Annotated in this window: 21 protein-coding genes; 12 read left to right on the forward strand and 9 right to left on the reverse strand. The window is 70.0% G+C overall.

The window, feature by feature from the left end; genetic code table 11:
• Window positions 1-4: 4 nt before the first annotated feature.
• Genes BLQ62_RS10150 through BLQ62_RS10165 form a run of 4 tightly spaced genes read right to left on the reverse strand, consistent with a single transcriptional unit; the run spans window position 5 to window position 3,565 of the window.
• The gene (locus BLQ62_RS10150; protein WP_082756467.1) at window positions 5-952 is read right to left on the reverse strand and encodes an amino acid ABC transporter permease; all 948 of its coding nucleotides are present in this window, start codon (window positions 950-952) and stop codon (window positions 5-7) included.
• Window positions 949-1,629, reverse strand: coding sequence for an amino acid ABC transporter permease (locus BLQ62_RS10155; RefSeq protein ID WP_068565621.1), 681 nt, complete (start codon window positions 1,627-1,629; stop codon window positions 949-951). The genes BLQ62_RS10150 and BLQ62_RS10155 overlap by 4 nt, the downstream gene beginning before the upstream one ends.
• The gene (locus tag BLQ62_RS10160; protein ID WP_068565619.1) at window positions 1,626-2,837 is read right to left on the reverse strand and encodes a transporter substrate-binding domain-containing protein; all 1,212 of its coding nucleotides are present in this window, start codon (window positions 2,835-2,837) and stop codon (window positions 1,626-1,628) included. The genes BLQ62_RS10155 and BLQ62_RS10160 overlap by 4 nt, the downstream gene beginning before the upstream one ends.
• Window positions 2,837-3,565, reverse strand: coding sequence for an amino acid ABC transporter ATP-binding protein (locus tag BLQ62_RS10165; protein ID WP_068535328.1), 729 nt, complete (start codon window positions 3,563-3,565; stop codon window positions 2,837-2,839). Before BLQ62_RS10165 ends, BLQ62_RS10160 begins: the two co-directional genes overlap by 1 nt.
• Window positions 3,566-3,710: 145 nt before the next feature.
• Between BLQ62_RS10165 and miaB the strand changes: the two genes are divergently transcribed.
• Both miaB and BLQ62_RS10175 read left to right on the forward strand, forming a co-directional pair.
• Window positions 3,711-5,222 (forward strand): tRNA (N6-isopentenyl adenosine(37)-C2)-methylthiotransferase MiaB, encoded by a 1,512-nt coding sequence (gene miaB / locus BLQ62_RS10170; protein WP_068565617.1) that lies wholly within the window; start codon window positions 3,711-3,713, stop codon window positions 5,220-5,222.
• Window positions 5,223-5,281: 59 nt separating this feature from the next.
• Window positions 5,282-5,908: an Rv2732c family membrane protein gene (locus BLQ62_RS10175; protein ID WP_083350802.1), complete on the forward strand. Its 627-nt coding sequence runs from the start codon at window positions 5,282-5,284 to the stop codon at window positions 5,906-5,908.
• A gap of 4 nt (window positions 5,909-5,912) precedes the next feature.
• On the opposite strand, the gene BLQ62_RS10180 is transcribed toward BLQ62_RS10175, so the two are convergent.
• Together BLQ62_RS10180 and BLQ62_RS10185 are read right to left on the reverse strand one after the other, a co-directional pair.
• On the reverse strand, window positions 5,913-6,473 hold the full coding sequence (locus tag BLQ62_RS10180) for an AAA family ATPase (RefSeq protein WP_068565615.1): 561 nt from the start codon (window positions 6,471-6,473) through the stop codon (window positions 5,913-5,915).
• Window positions 6,474-6,480: 7 nt separating this feature from the next.
• The gene (locus tag BLQ62_RS10185; RefSeq protein WP_068535322.1) at window positions 6,481-7,863 is read right to left on the reverse strand and encodes a DUF349 domain-containing protein; all 1,383 of its coding nucleotides are present in this window, start codon (window positions 7,861-7,863) and stop codon (window positions 6,481-6,483) included.
• A 125-nt stretch (window positions 7,864-7,988) separates the two neighbouring features.
• On the opposite strand from BLQ62_RS10185, the gene BLQ62_RS10190 reads away from it, so the two are divergent.
• From BLQ62_RS10190 to BLQ62_RS10210, 5 genes are all read left to right on the forward strand, one after another.
• Entirely contained in the window at window positions 7,989-8,615 is a 627-nt protein-coding gene (locus tag BLQ62_RS10190) for a class III extradiol ring-cleavage dioxygenase family protein (RefSeq protein ID WP_068535320.1), read from the forward strand.
• Window positions 8,612-9,532: a tRNA (adenosine(37)-N6)-dimethylallyltransferase MiaA gene (miaA, locus tag BLQ62_RS10195; RefSeq protein WP_068535318.1), complete on the forward strand. Its 921-nt coding sequence runs from the start codon at window positions 8,612-8,614 to the stop codon at window positions 9,530-9,532. The genes BLQ62_RS10190 and miaA overlap by 4 nt, the downstream gene beginning before the upstream one ends.
• 10 nt (window positions 9,533-9,542) lie before the next feature.
• Entirely contained in the window at window positions 9,543-10,421 is an 879-nt protein-coding gene (gene dapF / locus BLQ62_RS10200) for a diaminopimelate epimerase (RefSeq protein WP_068535316.1), read from the forward strand.
• Window positions 10,422-10,485: 64 nt separating this feature from the next.
• On the forward strand, window positions 10,486-11,904 hold the full coding sequence (gene hflX, locus BLQ62_RS10205; RefSeq protein ID WP_068535314.1) for a GTPase HflX: 1,419 nt from the start codon (window positions 10,486-10,488) through the stop codon (window positions 11,902-11,904).
• Between the two features lie 16 nt (window positions 11,905-11,920).
• Window positions 11,921-12,586 (forward strand): DUF1345 domain-containing protein, encoded by a 666-nt coding sequence (locus BLQ62_RS10210; RefSeq protein WP_231857599.1) that lies wholly within the window; start codon window positions 11,921-11,923, stop codon window positions 12,584-12,586.
• Here BLQ62_RS10210 and BLQ62_RS10215 read toward each other — a convergent pair.
• Window positions 12,583-13,170: a QsdR family transcriptional regulator gene (locus tag BLQ62_RS10215; protein ID WP_068535311.1), complete on the reverse strand. Its 588-nt coding sequence runs from the start codon at window positions 13,168-13,170 to the stop codon at window positions 12,583-12,585. The genes BLQ62_RS10210 and BLQ62_RS10215 overlap by 4 nt on opposite strands.
• Before the next feature lie 51 nt (window positions 13,171-13,221).
• On the opposite strand from BLQ62_RS10215, the gene BLQ62_RS10220 reads away from it, so the two are divergent.
• Together BLQ62_RS10220 and BLQ62_RS10225 are read left to right on the forward strand one after the other, a co-directional pair.
• Window positions 13,222-14,454, forward strand: coding sequence for an acyl-CoA dehydrogenase family protein (locus BLQ62_RS10220; protein WP_068565611.1), 1,233 nt, complete (start codon window positions 13,222-13,224; stop codon window positions 14,452-14,454).
• Complete coding sequence (locus tag BLQ62_RS10225; protein WP_068565609.1) at window positions 14,455-15,603, forward strand: acyl-CoA dehydrogenase family protein; 1,149 nt, start codon at window positions 14,455-14,457, stop codon at window positions 15,601-15,603. It abuts the gene before it with no gap.
• A 124-nt stretch (window positions 15,604-15,727) separates the two neighbouring features.
• On the opposite strand, the gene BLQ62_RS10230 is transcribed toward BLQ62_RS10225, so the two are convergent.
• Window positions 15,728-16,567, reverse strand: a complete 840-nt coding sequence (locus BLQ62_RS10230) for a LysR family transcriptional regulator (protein WP_068565607.1) — start codon at window positions 16,565-16,567, stop codon at window positions 15,728-15,730.
• 79 nt (window positions 16,568-16,646) lie between these two features.
• Here BLQ62_RS10230 and BLQ62_RS10235 point away from each other — a divergent pair, with 79 nt between their 5' ends.
• The gene (locus BLQ62_RS10235) at window positions 16,647-17,576 is read left to right on the forward strand and encodes a DMT family transporter (protein ID WP_082756465.1); all 930 of its coding nucleotides are present in this window, start codon (window positions 16,647-16,649) and stop codon (window positions 17,574-17,576) included.
• Here the strand turns inward: BLQ62_RS10235 and lexA are convergent.
• A complete protein-coding gene (gene lexA, locus BLQ62_RS10240) occupies window positions 17,560-18,270 on the reverse strand; it encodes a transcriptional repressor LexA (protein ID WP_068535301.1) in 711 nt (236 codons plus the stop codon). The two genes, BLQ62_RS10235 and lexA, sit on opposite strands and share 17 nt — an antisense overlap.
• Window positions 18,271-18,525: 255 nt before the next feature.
• On the opposite strand from lexA, the gene BLQ62_RS10245 reads away from it, so the two are divergent.
• Together BLQ62_RS10245 and nrdR are read left to right on the forward strand one after the other, a co-directional pair.
• Window positions 18,526-19,161, forward strand: coding sequence for a LysM peptidoglycan-binding domain-containing protein (locus BLQ62_RS10245; protein WP_068565603.1), 636 nt, complete (start codon window positions 18,526-18,528; stop codon window positions 19,159-19,161).
• Between the two features lie 216 nt (window positions 19,162-19,377).
• A complete protein-coding gene (nrdR, locus tag BLQ62_RS10250) occupies window positions 19,378-19,851 on the forward strand; it encodes a transcriptional regulator NrdR (RefSeq protein ID WP_068535912.1) in 474 nt (157 codons plus the stop codon).
• Window positions 19,852-19,863: the final 12 nt, after the last annotated feature.

The raw sequence follows: 19,863 nt of genomic DNA on the forward strand, positions 1-19,863 counted from the left end.
TCGATCAGTCGCCGTAGTCCTGCCGTAGATCCCTGTGCTTCGGATCCGGGTGCGTGGTCTCCAGGACTTCCTTGGACATCAGTCCGGGTTCCGGGAGCGCGTGCGGCGGATCCAGGATCGACTTCCTCTTGCGTCCCTCGCGCAGGTTCTTCTCGATGTTCGACGCGAGCGCCGAGAGTCCGAAGTTGATGAGGATCATGATGATCGCGACCACGATGAGCGTGGGGATCACGTTGCCCCAGTAGTTGCCCGCCTGGATGCCGGACTTGACGACCCCGACGTAGCCGATCGTGTAGCCCAATGTGCTGTCCTTGAGCGCGATGACCATCTGCGAGATCAGGGCCGGGAGCATGGCCGCGACGGCCTGCGGGAGCAGGATCAGACGCATCGTCTGCGACTTGCGCAGGCCCAGCGCCTTCGCGGCTTCGAACTGGCCCTGCGGCAGCGAGTTGATCCCCGAGCGCAGGATCTCGGCGATCACCGAGCCGTTGTACAGGGCGAGGCCGAAGACCACGGCGAAGAACGCGGTGTAGTCCGAGGTGAACACCTTGTACACGCCGAAGACGATGTAGAGGAAGGTGATCAGGATCAGCACCGGGATCGCGCGGAAGAACTCCACGATCGCGCCCGTCGCCCAGCGCACCGACCGGTGGTCGGAGAGCCGGCCGATGCCGAGGAAGGCGCCCATGATCACAGCCAGGATGATCGAGGCGAATGCTGCCTTGAAGGTGCCCCACAGGCCCGGGATGATGTAGGTGCCCCAGAAATTCTTCTCAGTGAAGGGCTCGAGCTTCTCCTGGTCGAACTGCCCGTTCGCGGCGAACGTGGTGATCACCCAGGCGAGGAGGCCGACGAGCACCACGATGAAGACCAGCGCGATGATGTTGTTGCGGACGCGGGCCTTCGGGCCGGGCGCGTCGTAGAGGACGGTCGAGGTGGACTTCGCGCTCATCGCTTCACCGCCAGTCGCTTGGCGAAGTAGCCGAAGACGGCTCCCTCGAACAGTGTGATCACCATGAAGCAGGCCGCGAAGATCACGAAGATCAGGATCAGCTGATCACTGTGCAATTCCTGCTGCTCCTTCATCAGCAGCGCCGCCTCACCGACACCGATGATCGACGCGATGGTGGTGTTCTTCGTGAGCGCAATGAGCACGCTGCCCATCGGCGCGATCACCGAGCGAATCGCCTGCGGCAGCACGATGATCTGGAAGACCTGGATGAACGACAGGCCCAGCGAGCGCGCCGCCTCGGCCTGGCCCAGCGGCACAGTGTTGAAGCCCGACCGCAGCGTCTCGCAGACGAAGGTGGCGGTGTAGACGACGAAGCCGATGACCGCCAGCCAGAAGTTGTTGTTGGTGGTGAAGTTCGCGTCCTCGGGAACCAGGGCGAGGCCCATGTTCTGGTAGAGCCCGAGGGACAGGAACAGGATGATGAGCGTCAGCGGCGTGTTGCGGACGATGTTGACGTACCAGGTGCCGAACACCCGCATGGCCGGTACGGGGGAGACCCGCATGCCCGCGAGGATCGTGCCCCAGATGGTGGCGCCGATCGCCGAGAAGAAGGTGAGCTTGATGGTCACCCAGAACGCCGGCCACAGCTGTGGCCCGAGGTCTTCCCACATACTCATGCACCTGCCTTCGTGCACCAGGTCCGCGGATCGGACTGCGGCGCCGTTGCGGGCGTGCCGTCGGGTGCGGGCGCCGCGTCGGGGGCCTTGAGCGGAACCTGCTTGGGCAGCAACCACGTCTGGTCACCGGGAACGGCGACGAGCACGGACTTCGGCTTGCCCCCGTCGACGGGGCGCCCCTCCTCGATCATGGTGTTCGCGTACTCGCCCAAGTTCTCCCGCAGCGCCTTGAACAGGGCGTTATCGGGGTCGGCGTAGGCGCGTGCGGTGAAGTCGCTGACGGTCGCCGTCGGCACCACGCAACTCGGTGAGGAGGGCGTCGCCTCCGCGTCGTAGGCGGCCGCGCCCTGCTCACCGAGCGTCATCTCGCGCAGCGCCTTGTTCACCTCGCGGAGCGCGTCGGCGTCGCCCTTGCGCAGGCCGATGCCGTAGCGCTCGGTGGAGAACTGATCGCCCTTCTTCTTCTCCGTCTTGGTGCCGGTGCTGCTGGTCAGGGTCACGTCCTTCGGGTAGGTCATCGGCACGATGTCGAACTCGCCGGGGTACTTCGCCTGGAAGCCGGCGAGGATCGTCGCGTCGGTGGTGAGCGCGTCCAGCACGCCGCGGCGCACGCCCTCCACGCACGAGGCGTAGCCGTCGTACTGCTGCAGCTGGACGTTCGGCAGGGCCGCCTTGACGTTGATCGCCGAGGTCGAGCCCGACACCGAGCACAGCTTGCGGCCCGAATTGAGGTCCTCGAGGCTGCGGATCGGGTTCGAGGTCTTCTTACTCACCAGCAGCGCCTGATAGGTGGTCACGTACGGCCCGGCGAAGGTGACCTTCTTGGTGCGGGCGGCGCTGATGGAGTACGTGGCGGCGATCATGTCGACCTCGCCGTTCTCGATCATCCGCTCACGCAGGGGAGACGGGGTCTCCTTCCACGTGATCTTCGGTTCGTCCCAGCCGTTGTTCTTCGCGATCTGCTTGACCACGAACTCGGAGACGTCCACGTCGGACCCCGAGTGGGACTTGTCGGGGTTGCGATTGGCGAGACCGGGCTGGTCGTATTTCGTGCCCAGCACGACATCGCCGTTGCGGATCGAGTCCAGCAGGCTGCGCGGGGTGTCCGTCCCGCACGCGGAGAGGAGGGGAACGGTGACGAGAGTGGCGGCCAGCGCGACGAACGCGCCCCGCCACGGTCGGGTTCGAGTGCTCTGCGGTGATGTCATCAGTGCCCCAGGATCTTGCCGAGGAAGTCCTTGGCGCGGTCCGACTTCGGTGCGGTGAAGAACGGCTCGGGCTCGGTGTCCTCGACGATCTCGCCGTCGGCCAGGAACAGGATGCGGTCGGCGGCCTTGCGCGCGAAGCCCATCTCGTGGGTCACGCAGACCATCGTCATGCCCTCCTTGGCGAGGCCGACCATCACGTCGAGCACCTCGTTGACCATCTCGGGGTCGAGCGCGGAGGTGGGCTCGTCGAAGAGCATGACCTTGGGGCCCATCGCGAGAGCACGGGCGATGGCGACGCGCTGCTGCTGGCCGCCCGAGAGCTGGGCGGGGTACTTGTCCTTCTGGGCGACGATGCCGACGCGATCGAGCAGTTCGAGCGCGCGCTTCTCGGCATCGGCCTTGGACTGCTTGCGCACCTTGATCGGGCCCAGGGTGACGTTGTCGAGGATCGTCTTGTGCGCGAAGAGGTTGAACGACTGGAAGACCATGCCCACCTCGGCGCGCAGGTTCGCGAGACCGCGTCCCTCCTCGGGCAGGAGCGCCCCGTCGATCTTGATCGATCCGGAATCGATGGGCTCGAGCCGGTTGATGGTGCGGCACAGCGTCGACTTGCCCGAACCGGAGGGGCCGAGCATCACGACGACCTGCCCCTTGGGGACCGTCAGATTGATGTTCTTGAGCACGTGGAGGTCGCCGAAGTGCTTATCCACCGATTCGATCTCGATCATCGGAGCGGAGCCTGTGGGCTCGGTCGCGGGAGTGGTCATTGCCTGAGCCTATGAGTTGTGAGGTTTCGCTCGCGTTAACTCGGGCGGATTGGTGCCGGAAATCTGCGAGCGGGGTTGATTTGCCCCCGGCGATTATCCTGGTGAGGTGATCGAAGCAGCCCCCGTCACCCGAACGTACGAGGTCCGCACCTACGGGTGCCAGATGAACGTGCACGATTCCGAGCGCCTGTCGGGCTTGCTCGAGGACGCCGGCTACGTCAGGGCGGACGGCGGCGAGCAGGCCGATCTCGTGGTGTTCAACACCTGCGCGGTGCGGGAGAACGCCGATAACAAGCTGTACGGCAACCTCAGCCACCTCGCTCCGATCAAGCGCGAGCGGCCGGGCATGCAGATCGCCGTCGGCGGCTGCCTCGCCCAGAAGGACCGCGGCACCGTCGTGAAGAAGGCCCCGTGGGTCGACGTCGTCTTCGGCACTCACAACATCGGTTCGCTGCCGACGCTGCTCGAGCGCGCTCGCCACAACGAGAAGGCCGAGGTCGAGATCAAGGAGGCGCTCGACGCGTTCCCGTCGACGCTGCCCGCCCGCCGCGAGAGCGCGTACGCCGGGTGGGTCTCCATCTCCGTCGGCTGCAACAACACCTGCACCTTCTGCATCGTGCCGAGCCTGCGCGGCAAGGAGGTCGACCGCCGTCCCGGCGACATCCTGGCCGAGGTGCAGGCCCTCGTCGACCAGGGCGTCTCCGAGGTCACGCTGCTCGGCCAGAACGTCAACGCCTACGGCGTGAACTTCGCCGACCCCGAGCTCGGCCGCGACAAGGGCGCCTTCGCCGACCTGCTGCGCGCCTGCGGCCGCATCGAGGGTCTCGAGCGCGTCCGGTTCACGAGCCCGCACCCGGCCGAGTTCACCGACGACGTCATCGACGCCATGGCCGAGACGCCGAACATCTGCCCCCAGCTGCACATGCCGCTGCAGTCGGGCTCGGACAAGGTGCTCAAGGACATGCGGCGCAGCTACCGCAGCACCAAGTTCCTCGGCATCCTCGAGCGGGTCCGCAACCGCATTCCGCACGCCGCGATCACCACCGACATCATCGTCGGCTTCCCGGGGGAGACCGAGGAGGACTTCCAGGCCACGCTCGACGTGGTGGAGAAGGCCCGGTTCAGCTCCGCCTTCACCTTCCAGTACTCGATCCGGCCGGGCACCCCCGCCGCCGAGCTCCCCGAGCAACTGCCCAAGGCGGTCGTCCAGGAGCGGTACATGCGGCTGATCGAACTCCAGGAGCGGATCACCCTCGAGGAGAACCAGAAGCAGGTGGGGCGCACCGTCGAACTGCTGGTGGCGCTCGGTGAGGGCCGCAAGGACGCGGAGACCAACCGCATGTCGGGTCGCGCCCGCGACGGGCGGCTCGTGCACTTCGCCGGGCGCGAGGACATCCGCCCGGGCGACGTGGTCGAGGTCGAGATCACGGGCGCGGCACCGCACCACCTCGTCGCCGACGCCGGTGTGCTCAGCCACCGCCGGACGCGTGCGGGCGACAACGTGGAGGCGTCGATCACGCCCGTCACACCGCCTGTCGGCGTCGGGCTGGGGCTGCCGGCGGTCGGTCGTCCCGCGCAGGCCGCGCAGCCCGCCGCGAACGGCTGCTCGACCTGCTGATCGTCGTCTACGACGACCTGTAGGAGACAACGATTGCGTAGGGGTGGACAATGGGTGCCATGAACTCCGACAGCGAGAAACCCCGGAGCGCCGAAGAGCTGGAGAACCTGCGCACGCAGGTCGAGTCCGTCGAGCGCAAGCTCGCCGGCGAGTTCCAGGTCGGCCCCCGCATTCTGGTGGCCGCCGTTGCCGTCGTCGCGGTGATCGGCTCGCTGGCCCTGCCGCACACGGGGTCGGTCACGGGCATCGAGATCGTCACCGGCGATCCCCACATCGAGGGCAGCTCGCTGGTCATCGTCTCCAAGATCTTCGTCTGGCTCGAGGTGCTGTTCGGCGTCCTCGCCTCGGGTGCCGCGCTGCTCACCCGACGGTGGGTGCTCGCCGTGATCGCGGGCGCGGGCAGCGGCGTCTCCATCGTCTTCGGCCTGCTGTCGGTGTGGTCGCGCCAGACCACGGGCCTGCACGGCGAGCCGCCGACGGGTGCGGGGATCGGCCTCTACCTGGGCTGGCTGGCGATGATCGTGCTGGCGGTGGTCTGGATCAAGACGATCTGGGCGCGGACGCCGTACCAGATCGCCGCCGAGCAGGAGCGTCGCGACGCCTCGACGCAGTGGGACGCCTTCGCGCGGTCGAACCGGATCGGTAACCAGCCGCCCCGCCCGCAGCGCCCGACCGACCAGTCGTAGCCGCTCAGTCCTCGCCGTGGATCCGCGCGCGCAGCCGCCGGATCAATTCCCGCTCGTCCTCCGGTGCGACGGTGCGCTCGGGCTCCGCCGCCGGTTCGACGGTGGCCGTGACCAACTCGCCGAGGTAGGTCTCGGGGTGGTCGACGAAGCGCTGCCAGTGCCGGACCAATTCCAGGTCGCGCCACCGCTCGTTCATCTCCAGCACGGTTTCGGCGCGGAGGAAGAATCCGTGCCGGGCCGTCCGAGGCCCGCGCCGCATCGCCAGGCCCCGATGGGTCAGGTGCAGGCGCAGCGCCTCGCCGAGCGGCGTCTTCTCGGTGTCCAGGTTGCCGCCCAGGACCGCTGCGCGGCCGCCCCGCGCATCCAGGCCGAACCGCTCCGCGATCGCTTCCACGAGGGTGGACTTGCCGGAGCCGTTCTCACCGACGACGAAGGTCACCGGCGCGGTCAGTGGGACGGTCGCGCCGCCGATCAGCGGCCCCAGCGCCGGGACCCGGTGGACCCAGCGGGGGAGGCCGGCGCCCTCGGCGCCGACGGAGAAGCCGTCGGCGAACAGGGAGGCCACCGCCGGATCAGCGGTCTTCGACGGCGCCCTCGGCCGCGTCGGCCCATTCGCGCCACTGCTGGGCCTGCTCGCGCAGCCGCACGGCGTCCTTGGTCTTGCCGGCCTTCTCGGCCTTCTCGGCCTGCTCCTCGAACTGCGCGACGCGGTCGCGGAACTGGGCGGCGCGCGCGGCGGCCTCGGGGTCGGTGCGGCGCCATTGGCTGTCGTCCGCGGCCTTGATCTTCTTCTCCAGCGCGCGGATTCCGGCCTCGAGCGAGCCCATCTGCTCGCGCGGGACCTTGCCGATGGCCTCCCACTTGTCCTGCAGCTCCCGCAGCGCGGACTTCTGCGCGTTCAGGTTCGAGGCGGACTCGATGCGCGGGGTGTACTCGTCGAGCAGCGCCTGCTTGGCCTTGCCGTTCTCGGCGAACTCGGCGTCCCGCTCGCCCGCGGCGGCGTTGCGGGCCGAGAAGAACTCGTCCTGGATGCCCTTGAACCGGGCCCACAGGGCGTCGTCGGTGTCGCGGGGCGCGCGACCGGCGGCCTTCCACTTCGCGAGCAGATCACGGAACTTCGCCGAGGTCTCGCCCCACGACGTGTCGTTCTTGAGCTTCTCGGCCTCGGCGATCAGCTCCTCCTTGCGCGCCTTGGCGCCGGCGCGCTCGCGGTCGAGCTCGGCGAAGTGCGCGCCGCGGCGCTTGTTGAACGCGTCACGGGCCTTGGAGTAGCGCTTCCACAGCGCGTCGTCGGTCTTGCGGTCGACGCCCTTGATCGTCTTCCACTCGTCGAGCAGGGCGCGCATCCGGTCGCCGGCCGTCTTCCACTGCGTCGCCTCGGCGGCGATCTGCTCGGCCTCGGTGGCGAGTGCCTCCTTGCGGGCGATGCCCTCCGCGCGGCTGCGCTCCCGGTCGGCCTGCGCGGTGACGACAGCGGTATCCGCGCCCGTGAGCAGTGCGCCGATGCGGGACGCGAGGCCGTCGAGATCACCCACCACAGCGGCGGTGGGGAGCGCGTCGGCGATCTGCTGGGCGGCCGTGCGGATCTTCTTCGGATCGCCCGTGCCGCTCGCGAGGCGCTCCTCGAGCACCTCGACCTCGGTGGCGAGTTCGTCGTACTTGCGGCCGAAGTGCGCGAGGCCCTCGGCGGATTCGCCGGCCTGCCAGGAACCCACGGCGCGCTCGCCGCCGGAGGTCACGACGTAGACGGTGCCGTCCTCGTCGACCCGGCCGAACTTGCTCGGGTCGGAAGCGGGGCGGGTGCGTGGCGCGGCCGCAGCGGCGGGGGCGTGCGGGCGCGGGCCGCCGGGCCGGGGGCCGGGGTGCGGCTTGGGGCCGGGCCGGGCGCCCGGGACGGGCTTCGGGGCGGCGTTCTCGATCGGAGTGGTCTCGGCGATCGGGTCGTTCTCGGCCACGGGGGTCCCCTTCGTCTGCGCCGCGCGTCACGGCTGCCGGTCGTCATGGACCCGCACAGCACGCGGGCCCGGCTCCATTCAAGCACTCCGCGGGCGTGCGGGCGCGATCGATTAGCGTTCTTCTCGTGCATGAGTCCTCGCGCGGCCACCGGCCCGTCGCCGTGATCCCCGGCGCCCCGCTGCTCGTTCCCGAGCTGGTGGGCTCCCCGGGCGACCCCGACGCCGATCGGCTGCGCGCCGCGGTGCTCGCGGCCGGCACCTGGCTCGGTGACCGCGCCCGGAGTTGGCGTGTCGTCGCTTCCAGCCCATTGACCAGGAATGACGCCTCCTCGGCAGGGAGCTTCACCGGATTCGGCGTCGATGTCCTGGTCACCGCGGCGCCCGGCGGACCGTCGAACGACCTGCCGCCGAGTGCCACGTGGCCGGTCCCACTGCTGGTCGCCGCCTGGGTCCGCGGTGCGGCCGCACCGTCGGCCCGCCTCGTCGACGATGACGACGAGGCCGACGGCCTGCTGTTCGTGCTCGACGGTCCGAACACGCTGACCGCCCGGGCGCCCGGTGGGCACCGTCCCGAGGACGCCGCCGTCTTCGAGGCCCAGGTCGCCGCGGTCAGCGGGGAAGGTCCCGTGGACGGGCTCGACGAGGCGTGGCGGGCCGCAGCGCTCGCGTGCTCGGGTGCACCGGTGGACGTGCGGTACCGCGACGCACCGTTCGGCGTCGGCTACCTGGTCGCGACCGGGGGAGTGCGGTGAGCCCGCGGCCCATCGCGGTCGTCGGCCCCACCGCGACCGGCAAGTCCGATCTGGCGCTCGATCTGGCGGAACGGCTCGGCGGCGAGATCGTCAACATCGACGCGATGCAGATGTACCGCGGCATGGATATCGGGACGGCGAAGCTGCCGGTCGCCGAGCGCCGCGGCATCGCGCACCATCAGCTCGACGTCCTCGACGTCACCGAGACGGCCACCGTCGCCGCGTACCAGGAGCGCGCCCGCGCCGACGTCGAGTCCCTACTCGCCGCGGGGCGCACGCCGGTGATCGTCGGCGGCTCGATGATGTACTTCCAGGCCCTGCTCGACGAGTGGCGCTTCCCCGCGACCGATCCTGCGGTACGCGCGCGGTTCGAGGAGCGCCTCGCCCAGATCGGCCCGCTCGCCCTGCACCGCGAACTCACCGCGCTCGATCCCGCCGCGGGCGCGAAGATCCTCACCACCGACGGGCGTCGCATCGTCCGCGCCCTGGAGGTCGTGACGATCACCGGCGAGCCCTTCGCGGCCTCGGCGCCGGAGATCGGCCCCGCGCGCTGGGACACGGCCGTCGTCGCGCTCGACCGCGACACCGGGGAACTCGACGCCCGGATCGACCTGCGCACGCGCCGCATGTTCGACGACGGTCTCGTCGATGAGGTCCGCGCGCTCGAGGCCTGCGGCCTGCGGGACGGGGTGACGGCGTCGCGCGCGATCGGCTACGCCCAGGTACTCGCCGCGTTCGACGGGGAGTACGACCTCGAGCAGGCGCGCGAGCTGACGTTCATCGGGACCCGCCGGTACGTCCGGCGCCAGCGCTCCTGGTTCCGGCGCGACCCGCGGGTGGTGTGGCTCGACGCGGCCGCGTCGGACCTCCTCGGCGGCGCTCTCGCCGCGCACGACGCCCCGCCCTGGCGTCCGTAGACTGGTCGCCATGACGGGTCAGGTGACGGCGGTCGACTTCCTCAAGGGCCATGGCACGGAGAACGACTTCGTGATCCTCCCGGACCCGGGCGTGGACCTGGACCTCACGCCGGAACTGGTCGCTGCGCTGTGCGACCGGCGCGCCGGCATCGGCGCCGACGGCGTGCTCCGCGCCGCCCGTGCGGGCGATCTGCTCGACGCGGGCGTGCTGGACGCGCTGCCCGCCGGAGTGCGCCGCGAGGACTGGTTCATGGACTACCGCAACTCCGACGGATCGATCGCCGAGATGTGCGGTAACGGCGTCCGCGTCTTCGCCCACTTCCTGGCTGCGAACGCGCTGGTACCCGGGGACGAGTTCACCGTCGGTTCCCGTGCGGGCGCGAAGCCGGTGCGCGTGCACCACGCCGATCCCGAGACCGCGGAGGTCTCGGTCTCCATGGGGGTTCCCCGCGTCTTCGGGGAGTCGTCCGCCGGTGTCGACGGTCGCGATCTTGCCGGGATCGCCGTCGACGTGGGCAATCCCCACATCGCCTGCGTCGTCCCCGGGCTGACCGAGGAGGCCCTCGCGGCGCTTGACGTGGCGAGCGTCCCCACCTTCGATCACGGCCTGTTCCCGCACGGCACCAACGTCGAGATCGTCACCCCGCTCGTGGACGGCGGCGTCCACATGCGCGTGCACGAGCGCGGCTCGGGCGAGACCCGTTCCTGCGGCACGGGCACCGTCGCGGCCGCCGTCGCCGCGCTGCGTGCGGCCGGCCGGGAGACCGGCGCGGTGGACGTGCACGTGCCGGGCGGGACGGTCACCGTCACCGTCGAAGCCGACGGTGCCGTGCTGCGCGGTCCCAGCCGCATCGTGGCGTCCGGTACAGCGCGCCTCGCGGCGCTCTGAGCGGTTTCGCCCTGCGAAAACTCGCGTGACCCGCACCCGCACGACGTGCGAGAATGGGTCGCATATGACACAGACAGATACCTGGGAACCGACCGAAGAGCACCAGCCCACCGTCGGTGAACTCCAACTCCAGGAGCGCTCCTCGCTCCGCCGCGTCGTCGGCCTCTCGACCGAGCTCGACGACGTCACCGAGGTCGAGTACCGCCAGCTGCGCCTCGAGCAGGTCGTGCTGGTGGGCGTCTGGACCTCCGGCTCGGCCGCGCAGGCGGACGCCTCGCTCGCCGAGCTCAAGGCCCTCGCCGAGACCGCGGGCTCCGCGGTGCTCGACGGTGTGATCCAGCGTCGCGACCGGCCCGACCCCGCCACCTACATCGGCTCCGGCAAGGCGCACGAGCTCCGCGAGATCGTCCTCGCGACCGGCGCCGACACCGTGATCTGCGACGGTGAGCTGACCCCCGCGCAGCTCAACGCGCTGGAGAAGGTGGTCAAGGTCAAGGTCATCGACCGGACCGCCCTGATCCTCGACATCTTCGCCCAGCACGCCACCTCCCGCGAGGGCAAGGCTCAGGTCAGCCTCGCGCAGATGGAGTACATGCTGCCCCGGCTGCGCGGCTGGGGTGAGGCCCTGTCCCGGCAGGCGGGCGGCCGCGCCGGCAGCAACGGCGGTGTGGGCCTGCGCGGTCCCGGTGAGACGAAGATCGAGACCGACCGTCGCCGGATCCGCGAGCGGATGGCCAAGCTGCGACGCGAGATCAAGGGCATGAAGCAGGCCCGCGACACCAAGCGCGGGGCACGCCGCCGGTCCGGGGTGCCCGCGGTGGCGATCGCGGGCTACACGAACGCGGGCAAGTCCAGCCTGCTCAACGCCCTCACCGATGCGGGCGTGCTGGTGCAGAACGCGTTGTTCGCCACCCTCGATCCGACCACTCGGCAGGGCGTGCTCACGGACGGCCGCGATGTGGTCTTCACCGACACCGTCGGCTTCGTGCGGCACCTGCCCACGCAGCTCGTCGAGGCCTTCCGCTCCACGCTGGAGGAAGTCGTCGACGCGGACCTGCTGCTGCACGTCGTCGACGGCAGCGACGTCATGCCGCAGCGCCAGATCGATGCGGTGCGGCACGTGCTGCGTGAGGTCGCGGGCGAACGCGAGGCGTCGTTGCCGCGCGAGCTGCTGGTGGTCAACAAGATCGACGCGGCCGATCCGCTCGTGTTGGCCCAGCTGCGCGTCGCGCTGCCCGAGGCCGTGTTCGTCTCGGCGCACTCGCGCGAGGGCGTCGACGAGCTGCTCGCCCGGATGACGGAGCTGATCACCGCCGGCGATGTGCAGGTCACCGCGCTGCTGCCGTACGACCGCGGCGATCTGGTCGCCCGTATCCACGCCGAGGGGACGATCCTGTCGACGGAGCACGAGGCCGAGGGAACGCGGATCACCGCGCGGGTTCCGGGCGCACTCGCCGGGTTGCTCGCCGCGTTCGTGTCGTAGGCGGCACAATCGTCGTATGACTGAACCGGTGACCGGGGCCACGGCACGCATGCCGCTGTCCGCCGGGGTGCGCCTGGCGTCCGCGCTGACGCTGGGGGCAGCCGTGACCGCGGCCGTCGCCGTGATGATCGACCCGGTCCTGGGCGTGCTGAGTGGGATCGCCGTCGCGGCAGCAGTCTTCGTCGCGATCGGCTGGTGGGTCATGTGGCCCCTGCCCGCGGGCGCGACCCGCGCGACGGTCCAGCGCGAGGACTTCCGGCCGAAGGTCATGGAGCTGGTCGTGGCAGTGATTGCGCTCAGCGGATTGATCGCGATCGTCGCGCTGATGATCGCCGGTGACTCGGAGAACCGGGACGCCGCCGCGGCCACCGCCCTGATCGCGGCCTTCGCGGTGTGGGCCGCGCTGCATCTGACGTACGCCACGCAGTACGCGGACCTGTACTACGGCGACCCGGACGACGAACCCGGTGGCATCGACTTCAACGGTGAGGATCTGCCCGCGTACCGCGACTTCTTCTACTTCAGCTACAACCTGGGGATGACTTATCAGGTGTCGGACACCTCGGTCTCCTCGCCGGCGATCCGCAGCGTGGTGCTGCGGCACTGCCTGCTCTCGTACGTCTTCGGCACCCTGATCCTCGCCACGGCGATCAACCTGGTCGTCGGCATCGTCTCGGGTTAGCCGTCGGCGGGCGCGGACGCGCCGTCCAGCAGGAGCTCGACGAGCGCGGCGGCCTTGTCCGGTTGCGGGGGCGTACCGATGATCATGTCCGACCAGAGGAACGATTCGGCGATGCGCACGATCGCGTACGCGAGGTCGCCCCGCGCGACGCCCCGGGCGCCGTCGACACCGGGTACGGCGATGTCCGCGAGCCAGTCGTCCACCCACGCGATCAGGCGCGCCTGGACGACGCTGCCGCCGGACTGCAGCACCCGCATTGCGAATTCCGGCTCGTCCGAGGCGAATCCGGCGAGAGGCGGGTACTCACGCACCTCGTGCGCGAGCCGGCGGAAGGAGCGCACGAAGGCCGGGCGGTCGCGGACCGGCTCCGCGGCCTCGACGCGGGCGATGGCCTGTGCGATGCCCAGCCAGATCGCTTCGCCGACCACCTGCTCGCGCCCCTCGAACCAACGGTAGAGCGTGGCCCGTCCGACGCCCTCCGCTGTGGCGAGCCGCCCCAGATCGATGCGGCGACCCTCGCGGAACCACTGTGCGGCGCGACGGATCGCCGCGATCTGCTTGTCAGTCCGCTCCGGATGAGACATACTTCTATTTTGTCTCGCCAGTGCGAGGGTGTCAACGCGGGGAGGACCCGGATGGATGTGACGTTCACAGCGGAGGAAGAGGCCTTCCGCGACGAGGTGCGCGAGTTCCTGGACACGCACCTGACCGACGATCTGCGCGCGGCCGGTGACCTCGCCACTAGCGTGTACTCCGATCACGAGGCGAGCCTGCAGTGGCAGGCGATCCTGCACGAGCGGGGGTGGGCGGCGCCCGCATGGCCGGTGCAATGGGGCGGGTGCGACTGGAGCGTCGCGCAGCACTACATCTTCGCCCGCGAGTCGGTGCTGGCCGGCGCGCCGTTCCTCTCGCCGATGGGGATCCGGATGGTCGCGCACGCCATCATCAAGTTCGGGACCGAGGAGCAGAAGCGGTTCTTCCTCCCGGGCATCCTGGACGCCTCGGTCTTCTTCTGCCAGGGCTACTCCGAGCCCGAATCCGGCTCCGATCTCGCGTCGCTGGCGATGCGCGCCGAGTCCGACGGCGACGATCTGGTGCTCACCGGCTCGAAGATCTGGACCACCCATGCGCGGGAGGCGAACTGGATGTTCGCGCTGGTCCGCACCTCGAAGCAGGAGCGCAAGCAGCAGGGCATCACGTTCCTGCTGCTCGACATGACGGTGCCCGGGATCGAGATCCAGCCGCTCGTCATGGCCTCGGGTGAGGAGGTCCAGAACGTCGTCTTCTTCGACCGGGTGCGGGTGCCGAAGGCCAACGTTCTCGGGAAGATCGACGAGGGCTGGGCCGTCGCCAAGTACCTGCTGGAGTTCGAGCGCGGCGGCGGTGCTGCCGCGCCGTGGCTGCAGGTCTCGCTCGACCGTCTCGCCGAGCAGGCGACGACGGTGCCCGGTCGTGCGGGGCGCCCGCTGTCGGACGACGACGACTTCCGGCTCGGGCTCGCGGAACTGCGCGCCCGCGTCGACGTGCTGGAGATCCTCGAACACCGCTCGCTGGCGGTGCTCGCCGCGGGTGGCAACCCCGGCACGGCCGCGTCGATGCTCAAGATCCTGGGAACCGAGCTGAGCCAGGCGATCACCGAGTTCATCCACAAGAGCGCCGGCCCGCGCGGCCGCGTCTACCAGCCGCACGTGACGCGACCCGGTGGCCCCGTGGTCGAGTACCTGCCGCCGGCCGACGGAGCGCACAGCGGTGATCTCTGGCAGGCCGTGGCGCCGTTGCGCTATTTCAACGATCGTGCGGGGTCGATCTACGCGGGCTCCAACGAGATCCAACGGAACATTCTGGCGAAAGCGGCATTGGGGCTGTAGATGGACTTCACACTCACCGACGAACAGAGCATGCTGCGCGACGCCGTGCGGTCGTACCTGGCCGGACGGTACCCGCTGGTCGAATCCCGGAGTGCCGCACGATCCGCGGAGCGCTGGCAGCCCGCGGTCTGGGAGGCCTTCGCCTCCGAACTGGGCATCCTGGCGGCCCTCGTCCCGGAATCGCTCGGTGGACTCGGCGGCGGGCCCGAGGAGATGATGGTGATCACGGAGGAGCTCGGGGGCGCGCTCGTGGTCGAGCCCTACGTCGGCACCGCCGTCGTGGGGGCCGCCCTGCTGCGCGGCGGCGGGGGCGAATCCGCCGATGCCGTGCGCTCCGCGATCGCCGAGGGCGGTGCGCGGATCGCGTTCGCGCTCACCGAGCCCGAGTCCGGTCGCGAGCCCTGGGACATCGGGGCCACCGCCGTCCGCGACGGTGACGAGTACGTCCTCACCGGGGCCAAGATCGTGGTCGCCGACCTACCGCTGGCCACGCACCTGATCGTCGCCGCCCGCACCGCGGGGGATCGTCTCGACCGTGATGGAGTGTCGCTGTTCCTGCTCGAGTTCGATCCGCAGGCTCCGCCTTCCGGGGTGAGCGCAACGTACTTCCGCACGATCGACGATCACCACACGGGCGATCTGGTGCTCGACGAGGTGCGCGTGCCCGCCACGGCGCTGCTCGGCGCCGAGGGCGGAGCCTGGGGGATCATCGAACGCGCTCTGGACGACGGTGCCGCCGCCGTCTGCAGCGAGGCGGTCGGGATCATGCGCCGCGTCGTGCGGGAGACGGTGGAGTACGCCAAGCAGCGGCGCCAGTTCGGCGTGCCGATCGGGTCGTTCCAGGCGCTGCAGCACCGCATGGTGGACATGTCACTCGAACTCGAGCAGTCCGTCGCGGCCACCTATCTGGCCGTGCTCAACCTGGAGGCGGAGCCGCAGGCGCGGCGACGGGCCGTATCGGCGGCGAAGATCACCGTCGCGCGCGCGGCGCGCTTCGTCGGCCAGAACGCGGTCCAACTGCACGGGGGCATGGGCATGACGGAGGAACTCGCGATCGGCCACTGCTTCAAGCGGCTCACCGCGATCGAGACCGAGTTCGGTTCCGCCACCGACCATCTCCGACGGTACGCAGACGCCGGCTCCGGATAGGTACGAGTCAGCTCCGGTCGGCGATGATCACCGGAGCATCGATGGAGCTGTTGTCGAGCAGGAACGTCGCTCGGGCCGCGGGGTGCAGGCCGGGTGATCGGTCGACGGCTCGCCGCCGCAGTCCTCACGTCGTGGATGCGAGCGCCGCGGCGGCGCGGCGGACCGCCGCCGCGACCGGCCCGGGGATGCGCGGTCCGACCGTGACGGCGAGGGCGATCGACGGAACCACCGGGAGGGCGTCGACGGTGACCAGACCGTCCGTGGCGTCGATGGCCGGAAGCAGAGTGACGCCGAGGCCACTGCGGGCGGCGGAGTACAGGCCCGCGAGATTGGCGGCCTCCGCCGCGACGACGTAATCGACGCCGTCGCGCCGGAGGGCGGTGGCGGCCGGGGCGCGCAGGACGCAGGGATCGTCGAACAGGAGGACGGGAACGGTGTCGGACGGGCGTTCCCAGTCCCGCGCGGCGTACCACTGCAAGGGGATAGTGCCGACCGCGTCCGGGTGGTCGACGGGCGCGAGGTAGACCGCAACGTCGGCGAGGCCGCGTTCCACGGCGCCGGCGACCTGCGCGCTGCGGTCGAACCGGAACTGCGCCGTCCATCCGCCGGGCAGAGTGCCGAAGCCGCGGCTGAGTTCGGGGATCAGGCGGTCGGCGCCGTGCTCGGTCGCGGCGACGGACAGCGTGCGGGTCGTGGGGGAGGCGAGCGCATGGACGGCGGCGTCGTGCGCGTCGAGGATCGCCTGAGCGTGCACGAGAAGGCGGGTGCCGTGATCGGTGAAGCGGACGCCGCGTCCGGCCTTCTCGACGATCGCCTCACCCGTCGACGTCTCAAGGCGGCGTACGTGCGCGCTCACCGTCGACTGGGTCAGGTGCAGAGCCTCGGCGGCGCGGTGGACGCCGCCACAGCGTGCGATCGCGACCACGCTGCGCAGTGGCACGATGTCCAGGACAGGGTCTCGCATGACTGAACGATAGTCTCGATCGATCGTGATCGTCAATCATTGTTGGACGCGCACGACCTGCGCGTTCGACCATGACGTCATGAGAATTCCACCGCTGCTCGCGCTCTCAGTCGTCGTGTTGTACGCCTTCGGCTACCCGCTCGGCGCCCTTGGAATCGCGGCCATGAGCCCGTTCCTGCTGCTGTTCCTGCGTTTCGCGGTCTCCGGCGCACTCATGCTCGGGTTGGTCCGCTTCACCGGTCGACGACTGCCCCGCGGCGCGGACCTGGGGCACGCCGTCGTGGTGGGGATGCTGACGCAGGCGACGCAGTTCCTCGGCTGTTATCTGGGGCTGCGGGCGGGCGTTCCGGCCGGGGTCGCGGCACTCATCATCGGCGTGAACCCCGCCGTGACCACGGTGCTGTCGAGGATGGTGCTGCAGGAACAGATGACCGCCCGGCGCTCGCTCGCGGCGGTGCTCGGGTTGGCGGCCGTCGTCACCGCGTGCTGGTCGACGGTGCCGGCGCTGGCGCACGCCGGAGCCGGACTCGGCTTCACGCTGGTGGGGCTGGCGGGCATCGCGCTGGGCGGGGTCTATCAGCAGCGGTTCTGCCGGGAGGTGGATCCGGTGGCGGGCAACGCGGTGGGTATGGCCGTCGCGGCGGTGCCGGCGGGGGTACTGATGCTCCTGTTCGGCGCGACGGTCGTCGATCCGGTGCGGGGCGCAGTGGTCCTCGTGCTGATGGTGGTGCTGAGTTCGATGACAGCGACCACGCTGTATCTGCGCGTGATCGGGATCGCCGGAGCGAGCGGCGCGGCGATGCTGTTCGCGGTGATCCCGTCGGTATCCGCGGTGTTCGCCTTCCTGATCCTCGGGGAGCCGGTGCATCCAGGAGTGGTCGCGGGATTGGCGTTGGGTGGCGCCGCCTGCGCGATCGCCTCGACCGGCGGACGACGAACGCCGGCCCTCGACCTGGTGGTCGATGAGCCGGCGTCGTCGGGAGCGGGGGCGGTCAGATCCGGCGCATGACCGTGACGACCTTGCCGAGAATGACGGCGTCATTGCCGTGGATCGGATCGAACGCGGGATTGTGGGGCATCAACCACACATCCCGACCGGTGCGACGGAAGGTTTTCACGGTGGCCTCGCCGTCGAGCATCGCGGCGACGATGTCGCCGTTCTCGGCCACGGATTGCTGCCGCACGACGACCCAGTCGCCGTCGCAGATGGCCGCGTCGGTCATGGACTCGCCCACCACCTTGAGCAGGAAGAGCGAGCCCTCGCCGACCAGCTCGCGGGGGAGCGGGAAGATCTCCTCGACCGCCTCTTCCGCGAGGATCGGCCCACCGGCGGCGATGCGACCGAGGACGGGGACGAAGGCCGGCTCCGGCATCCTCTCCTCGTCCTCCATCACCTTCTGGATCACCTGCGCGGTGCGCTCTTCGGCGCCTTGGACGTTCACGGCGCGGGGGCGGTTGGGATCGCGATGCAGGAAGCCCAGGCGCTCGAGCGTGCGCAACTGGTGGGCGACCGACGACGTGGAGGTCAAGCCCACCTCGTCACCGATCTCCCGGATGCTGGGCGGGTAGCCGCGATCGCGGACGGAACGCCGGATGACTTCGAGGACCTGCTTCTGGCGACGGGTGAGGTGATCCTCGGAGACGTTGCCCTGCGCGTCGCGGAAGCGCTTGTCCCGGTGCTGAACCTGTCGATCTTCTGTCATGTGTCGCTCCTCACGCCCGTTCGGTTCCGACTCCACTGTAATGCAGCCCGGACCCGCTGACAAACATCTGTTCGAGAAATTTCGCCGCGTGTCTTCCGCTCCGTACGGGGGTGTGGTAGAAATCGAACAGAAGTTCTCTCGAACACTTGCACGCACTTCGGTGTGACTGGTGGGGCAGGATTGAAAACTTGTCAGTCCCCTCCGATAGACCTGTGGGTGAGCGAGAAGGAACCGCTACCGACCTCAGGAGAGACCATGACCGCGATCATCGATCGAGACGTCATCACCGCAGCGCAGGGCGATATCGCCGAGGCGCCGTCCTTGGCGCGCCACGGCTCCGCTGCCGCCGGTCGTCGCGGCGCCACCCGCGCCCGCGGGGTGTCCCCGCGGCTCGCACGCAGTCGTTCGGCGGAGCTGTCCGCGGATTCGATCACGTCGTCGAACGAGCTCCCCGCGGGTGCTCTTCGAACGGATCCCGTGGCGGTCCGCGTGACGGGTGCGCGCGGCTCCGCCCGGCGTACCGTCGAACGCCCGGGCGTGCGTTCGGCCGCGCGGCGCGCACCCCGTGGCGTCTCCCGCGCGGGCGGCTGCGCCCGTCGCACTCCGAGTCCATCGCTCGCGGCGTGCGTGCTGTTCGCGGCCGGCGTCTTCGTGGGCCTGCTGGTGCTCTTCGGCGGCGGATCGCAGACCGAGCCGGCCCCGGCCGGTGCGAGCACGCCCGCGCTCACGTCGATCGTCACGGTCCGTTCCGGACAGAGCCTCGAGCAGATCGCCCGTGAGATCGCTCCGGAGCGCGCGTCCGGCGCGGTGATGGCCGAGATCAGCGAGATCAACGGCCTGCAGGACGGGCGCGTGCACCCGGGGCAGACCCTCGTCACGCCGCGGTACTGACTCACCCCACGCAGCAAGGAGACCTAGATGACCACCCGCATGGTGATAGTGGATTCCCGGCAGGGCGGGCGCTCGGCCCACCTCGACAACGTGGTGCCGTTCCCGCGCCGAGTATTCTCGACAGGGAGATCGCGGGGCACGGCGGTGGCAGAGGCCACCGTGCTGCAGCTGCCCCGCCGGACGTCCGAGCGCAGCCGCGCCGCGGGAGGTGGACCCATGTATTGCCCGTTCTGCAAGAACGAGGACACCCGTGTGGTCGATTCGCGCGTCTTCGACGACGGGCAGGGCATCCGCCGCCGCCGCTCCTGCAACGAGTGCGGGCGCCGCTTCACCACGGTCGAGAGCGCCGTGATGGCCGTCGTCAAGCGCAACGGGGTCACTGAGCCGTTCAGTCGCGAGAAGGTCGTCAAGGGTGTCCGCCGTGCCTGCCAGGGGCGCGACGTCGCCGAGGACGATCTGCACAAGCTCGCCCAGCAGGTCGAGGAGGCGATCCGCGCGACGGGTGTCGCTGAGGTGCCTGCCAACGAGGTCGGTCTCGCCATCCTCGGGCCGCTGCGCGATCTCGACGAAGTGGCGTACCTGCGGTTCGCCTCCGTCTACAAGGGCTTCTCCTCCATCGAGGACTTCGAGGCCGCCATCCGCGAGCTGCGCACCCGTGCCGCCGCCGCAGACCCCACAGACGCCGCGTAGGCGTCGCCGAGC

This window comes from Tsukamurella pulmonis, assembly GCF_900103175.1.
Classification (GTDB): domain Bacteria; phylum Actinomycetota; class Actinomycetes; order Mycobacteriales; family Mycobacteriaceae; genus Tsukamurella; species Tsukamurella pulmonis.